This is a genomic window from Domibacillus mangrovi (genome assembly GCF_001906925.1).
Lineage (GTDB): Bacteria > Bacillota > Bacilli > Bacillales > Domibacillaceae > Domibacillus > Domibacillus mangrovi.
Window position 1 is genome coordinate 1 of the sequence record NZ_MRWQ01000029.1, and the last position, 13,810, is coordinate 13,810.

13 protein-coding genes and 1 pseudogene are annotated in these 13,810 nt (G+C 37.6%); 9 read left to right on the forward strand and 5 right to left on the reverse strand.

Going from position 1 to position 13,810, the window contains the following annotated elements:
• The 3 genes and pseudogenes from BLL40_RS17025 to rpe form a co-directional block, all read right to left on the reverse strand.
• Positions 1–105: pseudogene (locus BLL40_RS17025) on the reverse strand (3-hexulose-6-phosphate synthase); the annotation flags it as partial.
• A 407-nt stretch (positions 106–512) separates the two neighbouring features.
• Positions 513–875: a winged helix-turn-helix transcriptional regulator gene (locus BLL40_RS16320; RefSeq protein ID WP_026221864.1), complete on the reverse strand. Its 363-nt coding sequence runs from the start codon at positions 873–875 to the stop codon at positions 513–515.
• 464 nt (positions 876–1,339) lie between these two features.
• Positions 1,340–2,005 carry a ribulose-phosphate 3-epimerase gene (gene rpe, locus BLL40_RS16325; protein ID WP_073712911.1) on the reverse strand — a complete coding sequence of 222 codons (666 nt, stop codon included), beginning with the start codon at positions 2,003–2,005 and terminating at the stop codon, positions 1,340–1,342.
• A gap of 717 nt (positions 2,006–2,722) precedes the next feature.
• Here rpe and glpX point away from each other — a divergent pair.
• The 8 genes from glpX to BLL40_RS18095 all read left to right on the forward strand — a co-directional run bounded on the left by glpX (position 2,723) and on the right by BLL40_RS18095 (position 10,324).
• On the forward strand, positions 2,723–3,700 hold the full coding sequence (glpX, locus tag BLL40_RS16330; protein WP_073712912.1) for a class II fructose-bisphosphatase: 978 nt from the start codon (positions 2,723–2,725) through the stop codon (positions 3,698–3,700).
• A 54-nt stretch (positions 3,701–3,754) separates the two neighbouring features.
• Complete coding sequence (gene fba / locus BLL40_RS16335) at positions 3,755–4,618, forward strand: class II fructose-1,6-bisphosphate aldolase (protein WP_073712913.1); 864 nt, start codon at positions 3,755–3,757, stop codon at positions 4,616–4,618.
• Positions 4,619–4,656: 38 nt separating this feature from the next.
• Positions 4,657–6,660 carry a transketolase gene (gene tkt, locus BLL40_RS16340; RefSeq protein WP_073712914.1) on the forward strand — a complete coding sequence of 668 codons (2,004 nt, stop codon included), beginning with the start codon at positions 4,657–4,659 and terminating at the stop codon, positions 6,658–6,660.
• A gap of 268 nt (positions 6,661–6,928) precedes the next feature.
• The gene (pfkA, locus tag BLL40_RS16345; protein ID WP_073712915.1) at positions 6,929–7,888 is read left to right on the forward strand and encodes a 6-phosphofructokinase; all 960 of its coding nucleotides are present in this window, start codon (positions 6,929–6,931) and stop codon (positions 7,886–7,888) included.
• Between the two features lie 100 nt (positions 7,889–7,988).
• The gene (rpiB, locus tag BLL40_RS16350; protein WP_073712916.1) at positions 7,989–8,435 is read left to right on the forward strand and encodes a ribose 5-phosphate isomerase B; all 447 of its coding nucleotides are present in this window, start codon (positions 7,989–7,991) and stop codon (positions 8,433–8,435) included.
• 279 nt (positions 8,436–8,714) lie between these two features.
• Positions 8,715–9,401, forward strand: a complete 687-nt coding sequence (locus BLL40_RS16355; protein ID WP_073712917.1) for a GNAT family N-acetyltransferase — start codon at positions 8,715–8,717, stop codon at positions 9,399–9,401.
• A gap of 3 nt (positions 9,402–9,404) precedes the next feature.
• On the forward strand, positions 9,405–10,076 hold the full coding sequence (locus BLL40_RS16360) for a GNAT family acetyltransferase (RefSeq protein ID WP_073712918.1): 672 nt from the start codon (positions 9,405–9,407) through the stop codon (positions 10,074–10,076).
• A gap of 104 nt (positions 10,077–10,180) precedes the next feature.
• On the forward strand, positions 10,181–10,324 hold the full coding sequence (locus BLL40_RS18095) for a GapA-binding peptide SR1P (protein ID WP_083566603.1): 144 nt from the start codon (positions 10,181–10,183) through the stop codon (positions 10,322–10,324).
• Positions 10,325–10,464: 140 nt separating this feature from the next.
• On the opposite strand, the gene gnd is transcribed toward BLL40_RS18095, so the two are convergent.
• A complete protein-coding gene (gene gnd, locus BLL40_RS16370) occupies positions 10,465–11,385 on the reverse strand; it encodes a phosphogluconate dehydrogenase (NAD(+)-dependent, decarboxylating) (RefSeq protein WP_073712919.1) in 921 nt (306 codons plus the stop codon).
• Positions 11,386–11,469: 84 nt separating this feature from the next.
• Positions 11,470–12,990, reverse strand: a complete 1,521-nt coding sequence (zwf, locus tag BLL40_RS16375) for a glucose-6-phosphate dehydrogenase (protein ID WP_245797985.1) — start codon at positions 12,988–12,990, stop codon at positions 11,470–11,472.
• A gap of 216 nt (positions 12,991–13,206) precedes the next feature.
• On the opposite strand from zwf, the gene hxlR reads away from it, so the two are divergent.
• A complete protein-coding gene (hxlR, locus tag BLL40_RS16380; protein ID WP_073712920.1) occupies positions 13,207–13,569 on the forward strand; it encodes a transcriptional activator HxlR in 363 nt (120 codons plus the stop codon).
• Positions 13,570–13,810 lie beyond the last annotated feature (241 nt).

Consider the following 13,810-nt stretch of genomic DNA (forward strand, 5'->3'; position numbering starts at 1 on the left):
AACTGGTGTGCCGATTTCAACGACATCATCGAATTGTTCTACTTCTTTCACTACTGCGATACCTTCTGGAATGTTGACTAGGTCAAGTGCTAATTGTAATTTCATGGATATGTCACTCCTTCTAATAGTTTGTCGGTTTTTGATTGGTTTTGGTACAAGAATCATTATAAGTGCTAATCTTCAGAAAACAAAGTACGCACTTTTATAGCATATAGTGATAAAAAATATACTTTTAGATTTGAAATTTTAGATAAACAGGAAGGACGTTTTTGTGTGAAGGGGATGATGTATTTTAAACATACAAAAATGTATTCATATATTCTTAGGAGAATAGATTTGAATAAAAAAAACCGTGTGTACGAGTCGTCATTAGTGATTCCACACACGGTTATGAGGCATATTTAATTTGCTTAATAAAACCTTTGTTAGCTTTTTTATTAAGAATGGCAACATATTTACTTTTAACAAAGTCAATAATCCCCTCTAAAGTTAATATGGTATGTGATTTTTATTTATCTTGTTTTTACAGTATTGGCCGTCTCCATATAATCTTTCCCCCAGCTATACATAGCCTCCAAAATAGGCATTAAACTTTTGCCTTGATCCGTAAGCGAGTATTCCACTTTAGGCGGGACGACAGCATACACTTCACGATGCACGATAAAATTATCTTCTAACTCGCGCAATTGACTGACAAGCATTCTAGGAGAGATACCTGGCATAAGAGATCTCAGTTCATTAAAACGTTTCTTTTCTTCTTTGCCCAAGTGCCATAAAATCAGCATCTTCCATTTCCCTCCTATAACAGAAAGGGTTAATTCTTTTTCGCAGTTATAAGACTTGCCACAAAGCTCTATCACTATTATCACTTCCATTTCCAAAGATGTTTAATTACCTATATAACTAATTCAGCCATTTTTTGGTAGGGGTGTGCTTCTAGAAGGGTATTATACATTCTATATTGAGAAGCTGTACAGGTGGAAATTGAAAGATGTAGGATAAACGGTTAATTAAACATGGCTCTGTAAAAGTGTTGCAAATCAAGTAAAGTCTGACCGTTTTAAAGGAGGGAAATAATATTTATAGGATCACTATTTTTAAAAATCAAATACACTAATTGGATAAAATACAATGATCTTGCAATAAGCCATTGTTTTGTCCAATCAAAGTTCTTTTTATTTATACCGTAATTGAAGAAAAAGCCAAGGCTTTTAGGAAAAAGACACTTGGCGAGTTTGATAACATGATTAGCATGCATCATAGAAAAGAGTATACTATTTAGAATAGGCCAGTGGACTCATCATAGGAATTTGCTGATTCACTGGCAATAAACAGAAAGTTAAATTGTAGCTGATTTCACGCTGTTTCTAATGGCTTGAATAGCTTCAGCACGATCTTTTTGATTATAAATCGCAGAACCGGCTACAAGAACATTGGCCCCAGCTTCGACACAAAGCTTAGCTGTTTCGGGATTTACTCCACCGTCTATTTCAATTTCAACATTTAAGTTTTTCTCAGCTACAAGATCAGCAACTTCTCTGATTTTAGGTAGAACAGAATGAATAAACGATTGTCCACCAAATCCTGGATTCACTGTCATAAGTAATACCATGTCAATATCTTCTAAGATGTGTTGAATGGTAGAAACAGGTGTATGTGGATTTAATACGACCCCAGCTTTTGCACCTGTTGATTTGATTAGTTGAATCGTTCTGTGTAGATGAGGACAAGCTTCTACGTGCACAGTGATAATATCGGCCCCAGCTTTTGCAAACGCATCAATGTATTGATCCGGATTTTCGATCATTAAATGTACATCTAAAGGTAACTCAGTAATTGGTCTAATCGCATCGACGATTAGTGGGCCAATGGTTATATTCGGGACGAAATGTCCGTCCATAACATCGACATGAATATAATCAGCTCCGCCAAGTTCAACATCTTTTATGTCTTCTCCAAGCTTCGCAAAGTCCGCTGAAAGAATAGAAGGTGCAATTTTAATCATAAATGAAATCCTCCAATTTTCTTAAAAGTAAAAACATTGACTATCTTGTAAAGGCTTGCATAAAAAGCATTTACTTTAGTTATTGTGGCTTGTTTCCTCGCTGGATAGCGATGTGTTAAAATTATACTCTAGATAGAGTATAATTATATTACTGTGCTATACGTTTCGTATCAACTCTCTCACTAACAAAAATCATAGGAGCGTTGGGAGCGAATATGAAGAGATCCCCTGCTTTAGCTTCTTAGTTCAGTAATAACGGGCCATTCCATTTTTTCATTATATTTATTTTAGCTATCGAACTAGGAGCATTAAAAATAGTAAAAAAATTCAGAGTACTTAGCCCGTTTGAACTTATGCTTACATAAATAATCAAATAAATAAACCTTCTTTTCCCGAATAGTGGGATCTTTCTTTGAAATACATAAATTAAATATCGGGGAAATTTGTGTATTAAATACGGATCTTTCAATTTTTTTTAAAAAAAATTGAAAATAGGCAAAAATCGACTTAAACCTTTAAATAACTACTATTTCAGCTAATATTAAGTATGAATTTTCGGAAAATTGAATCAAAAGTATACTTCTTAACACTATATGTTGACAAAGTGCGTACTTACAGATGTGTAAACGACAAGATATACTATGCATGTACAGGTGGAAACTCGATTCGAAAACATTGTAAATGATCGCAAGTAACACTTAAACAGGAGGTGACCTGATGAATGAATTAAAAAGTAGTCTCGTTTATGAAAAAGATGTTCAATCACTAGCTATGGACTTTCTCACTGTCGCACAGAAAGCAGCTATCGCTTCTTATCCTTGGATTGGAAAAGGAAACAAGATTGAAGCAGATGGTGCTGGAACTGAAGCGATGCGCAATCAAATGAACCTTATAGATATGAGTGGTTTGATTGTCATTGGTGAAGGTGAAATGGATGAAGCCCCTATGCTTTATATTGGCGAAGAGCTTGGAACGAAGAAAGGTCCCGAAGTAGACATTGCGGTTGATCCAGTTGAAGGAACAACGATGATGTCTAAAGGGCAAAATGATTCGTTAACAGTTATTGCCGTTTCCACTAAAGGTAGTTTATTACATGCGCCGGATATGTATATGCATAAGATTGCGGTCGGGCCAAAAGCAAAAGGCTCTATAAACATAGATGCATCTTTAACAGAAAACATGAAATCAGTTGCTAAAGCTTTAGGTAAAGACATAAAAGATTTAGTAGTGATGATACAAGATAGACCACGGCATGATCATTTGATTAAACAAGTATTTGATGCGGGAGCTCAAGTGAAGTTGTTTCCTGATAATGATGTGAATGGTTCCATCGCTACTGCAATTGATCACATTGAAGGTGATATATTGGTCGGTATGGGTGGCGCTCCAGAAGGGGTTATCGCTGCGACTGCATTGAAGAGTATGGGAGGAGACTTCCAAGGGAAACTTGCTCCTCAAGACCAAGAAGAATATGATCGCTGCGTTAAAATGGGAATAACAGATCCTGAAAAAGCGTTAACACTAGATGACATTGTGAAATCTGACGATTGTTTGTTTGTCGGAACAGGTATTACCGATGGATTATTATTAAAAGGTATTCAAAAACCAAGTGATGGCTTAATAAAGTCTCACTCATTTTTAACAGTCAGTGGTAACTCAGAAAAGTACCAATACATTGAAGCGTATCACTCGTAAAGAAGAGTCATATAAAAACATAAAAAAAGCACCATATAAAAAGGAGAGAATCATATGCCATTAGTATCAATGAAAGAAATGTTAATTAAAGGTAAAGAAGAAGGGTATGCTGTAGGACAGTTTAACATTAATAACCTTGAGTTTACTCAAGCGATTTTACAAGCTGCACAAGAAGAAAACTCACCAGTTATTCTTGGAGTATCTGAAGGTGCTGCTCGTTACATGGGCGGTTTTAAATTAATCGTTACAATGGTAAAAGAATTGATGGAAGAATACGATGTAACAGTTCCTGTAGCTATTCATCTTGATCACGGCTCTAGCCTTGAAAAATGTGTACAAGCTATCCATGCTGGATTTACATCTGTCATGATCGATGGTTCTCATCATCCACTTGAAGAAAATATCGAACTTACTAAACGTGTTGTCCAAATTGCACATGCTGTTGGTGTATCTGTTGAAGCAGAACTTGGTCGTATCGGCGGACAAGAAGATGATCTTACTGTAGATGCAGCAGATGCATTTTATGCGATCCCTTCAGAGTGTGATCAATTGGTTCGTGAAACAGGCGTAGACTGTTTTGCACCTGCATTAGGTTCTGTACATGGCCCGTATAAAGGTGAACCTAACCTTGGATTTGATCGTATGAAAGAAGTAATGGAACTAACAGGTGTACCTCTCGTACTACATGGTGGAACAGGTATCCCAACAAAAGACATTAAAAAAGCCATTTCGCTTGGATCAGCGAAAATTAACGTAAATACAGAAAGCCAAATTTCTTCTACTCAAGCTGTTCGTGACGTGTTGAATAACGATGGTGAAGTATACGATCCACGTAAATTCCTCGGCCCAGCTCGCGATGCGATTAAAGAAACAGTTCGTGGCAAAATGCGTGAATTTGGTTCTTCAGGTAAAGCTTAATTAATAAAAGTAATCTATGAAGAGATAGGGGAAAAAAGATGATTGAACAAAAAGTAAATGTAGAACAACTGTCTATTAATACGATTAGAACCCTTTCAATCGATGCAATTGAAAAAGCGAATTCCGGTCACCCGGGTATGCCAATGGGTGCTGCTCCAATGGCTCACACTCTATGGACACAGTTCATGAACTATAATCCTAGTAATCCGAATTGGTTTAACCGTGACCGTTTTACGTTATCTGCAGGTCATGGCTCAATGTTGCTATACAGCTTGCTGCATTTGACAGGTCATGATTTATCATTGGAAGAGTTAAAACAATTCCGTCAATGGGGTAGTAAAACACCAGGACATCCTGAATTCGGACATACAGCGGGTGTTGATGCTACAACTGGACCACTTGGTCAAGGTATCTCAATGGCTGTTGGGATGGCAATGGCTGAAAGACATTTAGCTACTACGTATAATGTAGATGATTTAAATGTCATAGATCATTACACATACAGCATTTGTGGTGATGGTGATCTAATGGAGGGAGTATCTGCAGAAGCAGCTTCATTAGCAGGTCATCTTCAGCTTGGTCGTTTAATTGTACTATATGATTCAAATGATATTTCACTTGATGGTGAACTTAATAAGTCATTTAGTGAAAGCGTTGAAGATCGTTTTAAAGCATACGGTTGGCAAGTACTCCGTGTTGAGGACGGAAATGATACTAAAGCAGTTGCAGAAGCTTTAAGTGCAGCAAAAGCGAATGAAAACCAGCCAACTTTAATTGAGGTTAGAACAGTAATCGGTTATGGATCACCAAACAAAGGTGGCAAGTCTGATTCGCATGGTTCACCTTTAGGTAAAGACGAAATAAAACTTGTAAAAGAACATTATGGATGGAATTATGAAGAAGACTTCTATATTCCAGAAGAGGTAAAATCATATTTTGCTGAACTTAAAGAAGCATCTGAGAAAAAAGAACAAGAGTGGAACGAATTGTTCGCTCGATACGAAAAACTTCATCCGGATGCTGCAAAAGAATTAAAGATCGCAATAAGTGGAGATCTTCCTGAAAACTGGGATGCCAATGTTCCAAATTACCGTGTAGGAGAAGACACGCTTGCTACTCGTACTTCCAGCGGTGATGTATTAAATGGTCTTGCTCAAAATGTTCCTCAGTTATTTGGGGGATCAGCTGATTTATCTTCTTCAAATAAAACATACCTTAAAGGTGAATCTGATTTCAGCGCTGAAAACTATGGCGGTCGTAATATCTGGTTTGGTGTTCGTGAATTTGGAATGGGTGCCGCACTCAATGGTATGGCTCTTCACGGAGGAGTAAAAGTATTTGGAGCTACATTCTTTGTATTCTCTGATTATTTACGTCCAGCTATTCGTCTTTCAGCTTTAATGAAGGTACCGGTAACGTATGTATTTACACATGATAGTATTGCTGTAGGTGAGGATGGTCCTACGCATGAGCCAATCGAGCATTTAGCTTCTTTACGAGCAATGCCTGGACTTTCTACTATTCGTCCTGCTGAAGCAAATGAAACGGCTGCGGCTTGGAAACTTGCTCTAGAAAGTAAAGACCAACCAACAGTTCTTGTTCTTACACGCCAAGATTTACCTACACTTGTTGATGCTGAAACAGCATATGCAGGCGTTAGTAAAGGTGGATATGTCATCTCAGAAGCAAAAGGCGATGTTGAAGGCTTGTTATTAGCCGCTGGTTCTGAAGTTACTTTAGCTGTTAAAGCACAAGAAGCGTTGGCAGAAGAAGGAATTCACGTTTCTGTTGTTAGTTTGCCAAGTTGGGATCGTTTTGAAAAACAAACAGCTGAGTATAAAGAATCGGTTATTCCTAAAAATGTAACAGCACGACTTGCTATCGAAATGGGTGCATCATTAGGCTGGAATAAGTATGCTGGTAACGACGGAGACGTCTTAGCTATTGATGAATTCGGCGCTTCGGCACCTTATGACAAGATCATTGAAGCATACGGCTTTACAGTTGCAAATGTGGTTGAACGTTTTAAAAAATTACGTTAAAATTCGTTGCATTATGAGCGATTTGATTTAAGTACGAAAGGGCCAAACGATACTAACGTTTACGGCTTAGAATTCAAATTCAAATAGCTTAATTAATAAATAAGCTGGTATGGATTTTGGGCAGACTTCACCAATAGGTGAACCTGCCCTTTTTTAACCAAAATATTAAGGTATGTTTAAACATTGTCGGAAATCTTTTAAACATTTCCTTATGTTAAATCCATTATGGTAAGCGCATGAGATTTATATAATATGGAGGAAACTAGCGATGAAAAAAATTGCCGTATTAACGAGTGGCGGAGATGCACCAGGAATGAATACTGCTATTCGAGCAGTCGTTAGAAGAGGTATTTTTAAGGGTTTAGATGTGTATGGGGTGCAAAACGGCTATAAAGGTCTAATTGCTGGGGACTTTATACCAATGGATTTTAAAAGTGTGGGAGATATCCTCCATCGAGGAGGCACTATTTTACAAAGTACACGATGTGATGAGTTCAGAACAGAAGAAGGCCAGAAAAAAGCCATAGAACAATTGAAAAATGCAGGAATATCTGGTTTGATTGTCGTCGGTGGAGATGGTTCTTTTCAGGGGGCAAATAAATTAAATGCTCAAGGCGTTGCGGCCATTGGGATACCAGGCACTATTGATAATGACATCTCTGGAACGGATTATACAATTGGATTCGATACCGCTGTTAATACAGCTCTGGATGCTATTGATAAAATTCGTGACACGGCGTCCTCTCATGAACGTACGTATGTGATTGAGGTTATGGGAAGAAATGCAGGAGACATTGCTTTGTGGGCAGGTATGTGTGCTGGAGCAGAGTCTATTATTATTCCAGAAGCGATAGATGATATAGAGGATGTAATTGATCGTGTTCAAAGGGGCGCTAAGCGCGGCAAAAAGCACAGTATTATTGTTGTTGCTGAAGGTGTCGGAAAAGGTGACGAAATTGGAAAAGTCATTGAAGAGAGAACAGGATTTGAAACAAAAGTTACGATCCTAGGGCATTTTCAACGAGGTGGCTCGCCAAGTGCTTATGACCGGATGATGAGCACTCAAATGGGAGCAAAAGCTGTGGATCTGCTTGTTGATGGAATAGCAGGCGTAATGGTAGGATTAAGAAATGGACAATTGGTACATACGCCATTTGAGGAAGCTTTACAGTATAAGCGTACACTTGATATGACCACTTATGATCTAGCAAGAAGCCTTTCTATATAATGTAAAGGCAATTGGCTAACTAGAGTTAAAGTAATGAAAAATATGGTAAAGAGTCATGTTGTGATGGATACACAATCGTAGTATAAAAGGAGGAAAAAAAATGAAAGTAGCAATTGCCTCAGATCACGGGGGAGTAAATATTCGCCAAGAAATTATCGCCTTATTGGAAGAAATGAATATTGAATATGAGGATTTAGGGTGTGAATGTAGTACATCTGTTGACTACCCAGACTATGCTGTTCCAGTAGCTGAGAAAGTAGCGAGTGGTGAAGTAGATCGTGGCATTTTGATTTGTGGGACAGGTATTGGGATGAGCATTGCAGCAAATAAAGTAAAGGGAATTCGTTGTGCATTGGTGCATGATATGTTTAGCGCTAAAGCAACAAGGGAACATAATGATACTAATATGTTAGCGATGGGAGAACGTGTCATTGGTCCAGGATTAGCTCGTTCTATTGCAGAAATCTGGTTGACAACTCCTTTTGAAGGAGGCAGACACGAAAGTAGAGTCTGTAAAATAACAGAATATGAAAACAATCATGGATAAAATTACACTCTAGATGAATAGAGAAAAATGAAGTATGTATGAATAATTAAATGAATATAACAAAGTAATCAGACTGCTGAGTTAATTATCAGCAGTCTATGTTTATCTAGGAGTAGATTAACTATTTATATAAGTATACTTTTTAACACTATGTAAAAATAAAGTGTGTACTTGTTAAGTATGTCTATTTAATTAATAATTAAAACTAGTTAAAAATATATAATATCAAGTCAGTCCTTTTATAAACACTGACTCTGCATACAAATAAGGGGGGATACAGTGTATCGAAAAGAGTTTTTCGTATTTGAACAAAATCGTCCGATTCCAGCAGTGATTCGAAACTACAAAGAACCAGACTTTGATGGATTAATCAGGGTTCAACAGGAAAGTTTTCCACCTCCTTTCCCATCAGAATTGTGGTGGAACGTTGAACAATTGCAAAACCACGTTTCTTTATTCCCGGAGGGTGCTCTATGCATCGAAGTCGATGGGAGAATTGCAGGTTCAATGACTGGGTTACTAGTTGATTTTGATCCTGCCCATCCTGAACATACGTGGGAAGAGATAACGGATAATGGATATATTAGAAACCATAATCCGAAGGGAAATACGCTTTATGTTGTTGATATAGGAGTTAGCCCTTTATATCGTAAGTTAGGACTAGGAAAATGGCTGATGCAATCCATGTATGAGATTGTTATTCAAAAAAAAATAGACCGGCTTCTGGGAGGTGGACGAGTCCCAGGATATCATAAAAAGGTGAATGAAATGACGCCTGATGAATATCTTGATGCTGTTGTCAAAGGAGAATTGAGTGATCCGGTCATTACTTTCTTACTTCGCTGTGGCCGTACACCCGTTCAAATGGTTAAGAACTACCTTGAAGACGAAGAATCATGCAATTTTGCCGCACTTATGGAATGGAAAAATCCATTTTATTCATCAATAGAGACAGGAGAACGATAAAAAATGGAGTATTATAGAATTACGAATATAAAAGATCCTTTATTTAAACAAATGCACCAACTTATGCAAGATGTCTTTCCTCCGGAGGAAGTATTAGAATTTTCATTGTGGGAAGAACCTTTGCAAGATCCTGGAATTCGCATCTTTGTAGCCGTTCATAGGGGAGAAGTAGTCGGAGCGACAGAGTATCGTTATTATGAAGACTTTAATGTTGCTATGACAGATTTTACGATTATCGGAAAAGATGGACTTGGTGTAGGTGCATTTTTAGCTAGTAAGAGATTAGATGATTTAAACTCTGTAGCTATGGACAATGGCATGGAATTGCAAGGAATGTTTGCTGAAATTTACGATCCTTATCGCATAGAGGACCATGAATTTGGAGGCGTAAAAGCCATGAATCCTTATGTGCGCCGCGAAGTGTTGTCCCATCTTGGTTACAAACGACTTGAATTCTCTTACGTTCATCCTTCATGGAACAATGATGGGGAAGCTGTGACAGAATTAGATCTTTGTTTTATGCCTATGGTCAAAGATACAGATGAAATGCCAGCAGAGCTTGTTGTAAAGTTTTTAAGACGTTATTATTCTGTGTTATCGAATAAACCAAAATCATGGTTTACAATGGTTGAGAATTTAGAAAATCAGGAAATGATAGCGCTGTCAAGAATATAATTCAGTGAAAGTCTTAATTGCATGAGTGATTTAGGTAAAGATGGCCCATTGCTTGTAAAGTATTAGAATGATTAAAAACAGTAAATAGAAAGGTTGGGGGAATAATGTCAAATTATGTAGCGAAAGGTTCTATTATTTGTAAAAATTGTGGAGATCTTATTGACACTATGCCTACAGAAAAAGTAACTGTCTATTATTCTGATTGCAAGCAAGAGTCGTGTGAAAATCGCCAGTCATTAGAAGAATAAAAGTAACATGTCTATACAATAAAAAAAGATCGGCTTTTGCCCGATCTTTTTTTATTGTTGCCTATAGATTGAATATTTTATTTAATCTAAATATATTGCGTTAAAATATAATCTACTTGGACAAAGAGGAAAATCTATCTTTACACACCGCTAGTGACGCTGTCAGCCTTTTTTTCCACAGCATGACCGCCAAACTCATTACGAAGTGCAGCGACTACTTTACCTGTGAAAGTGTTATCGCCTTTCAAAGAAGTATAGCGGCTCATTAGACTAGCTGTAATAACCGGTGTTGCAACTTGTAAATCAAGTGCCTCTTCAATAGTCCATTTCCCTTCGCCTGAAGAGTGCATAACACCACGAATTCCATCTAGTTTCTCATCTTTAGAGAAAGCATCTTCAGTGAGTTCCATTAACCATGAGCGGATTACAGAACCATTATTCCATAGTTTTGCAACAGCTTCATAATCAAAATCATATTGCGATTCTGCAAGGACTTCAAACCCTTCACCAATAGCAGCCATCATACCATATTCAATGCCGTTATGTACCATTTTAGTATAATGACCAGAACCGGCTTTTCCAGTGTAAAGATATCCGTTTTCTACTGCTGTATCACGGAAGATTGGCTCAACAATATTCCAAGCCTCTTTATCGCCACCGACCATATAGCAAGCACCATTACGAGCTCCACTCATACCACCAGAAGTACCAACGTCCAGGTAATAAACACCAGCGTCTTTAAAATCGTTATATCGGTGAATTGATTCTTTATAATGAGAGTTTCCTGCTTCAATAACAATATCTCCTTCTTGAAGCAAAGGTTTTACTTGTCCTAATACTTTGTCTACCACTTGGTGAGGAACCATAATCCACAAAACGCGAGGAGACTCTAATTTACTTACAAGCTCTTGCAAATTAGTTGTCCCTTCAGCGCCATAACTTACTAGTTCTTGAACAGCAGATTCGTTTAAATCAAAACCCGCTACTTCATGTTTATTATCAATAAGGTTCATACCGAGATTTAATCCCATTTTACCTAATCCTATTAAACCAATTTTCATCTTAAGTGACCTCCTGTGAATAACTATATAAAAATTATTTTTAAAGCTGTAGTACGAATAGATTATTGAATTATTTAAGCGTTATTACCACCATTTAAATCCATCCTCTTCTACCAATTGATCAGAAGCTTCTGGTCCCATTGATCCTGCTTCATAAGTATGCAAAGGAAGAGTATTTTCTTCGAATGCCTCTAATAATGGCTGAATCCAAGCCCATGAAAGCTCAACTTCTTCCCAATGTGCAAAGAAAGTTGCGTCACCACGCAATGCATCATGTAAAATCTGTTCATAGGCTTCCGGAACCTGCTGATGGTTAGTGTTAGCAGAAAAATCGATCGTCACAGGCTCAATTTTCCCGTTATTCAATGGATTTTTGTTATTTAATTGTAAGGAAATCGTCTCATTCGGACTGATTTCAATCGTTAATAGGTTTGGTACGGTTTCTTCAAGTTGCTTTGAATAAAGCTCTTTTAATGGGTTCTTGAATTCAATAACAATACGGGTAGACTTTTCCTTCATTCGCTTACCTGTACGTATGTAGAACGGTACATCTTGCCAAAATGGGTCATCAATCCACAAACGAGCTGCTACAAACGTATCATTCGTTGAGGTTTGTGGAATCCCTGGTTCTTCTTTGTAGCCGATGACAGGTGTTCCTTGAATCGCTCCTGAATCGTATTGACCACGAACAATGTGTGCAACAGCTTCATTTTTAGAAACAGCTCGGACAGATGCCATCACTTTTGTTTTCTCCTGCTGAACCTCAGTTGACAGGAATCGTTTAGGTAGATGCATGGCCGTCATCATTAGAATTTGCAGCATATGATTTTGGACCATATCACGAATAGCTCCGGCCTGATCATAATACCCGGCTCGTTCTTCAACCCCAACTGTTTCACTCGCTGTAATTTGAACATTGGCGATAAATTGATTATTCCAAACAGCTTGTAGCAGTGGATTAGCAAGTTCCAAAGTCTCTAGATTTTGGATCATTGGTTTTCCAAGATAGTGATCGATGCGATAAATTTCTTTTTCTTCAAAAGCAGTGCTTAATACGGCGTTCAGCTGTTGGGCGGAGGATAGATCATGTCCAAACGGCTTTTCAATCAAAAGTCGTTTCCATCCTTTGGCTGAACCTAGCCCACTTTTAGATATGTTCGATGTGATGACGTTAATAAATTCAGGGGCTACCGATAAATAAAATAGTCGGTTTTCTGGAATATCCAATTCTTTTTCGCGGCTTTGAATGAGATCAAGTAGCTGTTCATAACCTCCGCTGTCTGTGACGTCTAAGGAGCTGTATTGGAAGGAACGAATAAATGTTTCCATTTCCAAATCTGAACTACCTAACTGTCTTGAAAAGGTGCGAATTGAGGACTCCACGTGTGATTGAAAGGTGTCATTAGATAGTGCTCTCCGCCCTAGACCAACGACTGAAAATGTCCGTGGCAATTTATTATCAAGATATAAATTATAAAGAGCAGGAAAAATCTTTCTTTTTGCCAAATCACCTGTCGCACCGAATAGAACAAAGGTCATAGAGTCCACATTCATGGTCATCTTGGCAGCGCTTTCCTCGAAAGGGCTAACTGATACACTGTTCATATAATCTCCCTCCTGTTACGTTTATCATGTGTATAAAAGCATAAATAAATGGGTTGTACGGCATAAATCTAGCGTATATTCACTTTAAAAGGTGTCTTTGTTTCAACATTAGTATAATATCTGAACATTTTATTTGTAAGTACGCACTTTTTTGTTATATAGTATATAAAAGCACACTGTTATCATGTATACTCACATCAAGGGAGGGGATAAAGAATGAGCCATACTCGTGAAAAGTCGTTTAATTGTGAAAAAGAATTAACACTTTCTATTATTGGTGGAAAATGGAAAATGTTGATTATGTGGCACTTAGGGAAAGAAGGAACAAAGAGGTTCGGTGAATTGAAAGCGCTCATACCTGCCATCACTCAAAGAATGCTTGTGAGCCAGCTTCGGGAGTTAGAAGAAGACCTCATTGTTTATCGAGAAGTATATCCTGTCGTACCGCCCAAAGTCGAATATTCACTCACTGAACGAGGACATACGCTTATCCCCATTCTCGAGTCTATGTATATATGGGGGAAGGATTATACAGAAAGCGTTTTGGATCAGGAAACAGAAAAAGCGGCATCTCGCTGAAAGAAAAACCAGCTTTAAATCGGAGATGTTGTATATCAATAAATGAAAGCGCTTTAATATCGCATGCAAATATCGAGAAAATAAACCTCTACAGTATCTTTTTCGACACCATGTGATAAAAAAGTGCGTACTTTGTTTTCAGAAAATTAGGACTTATAATGAAACTTGTACCAATCCAATCAATCTAACAAACAATATAGAAGGAGTGACATATCCATGAAATTACAATTAGCACTTGACC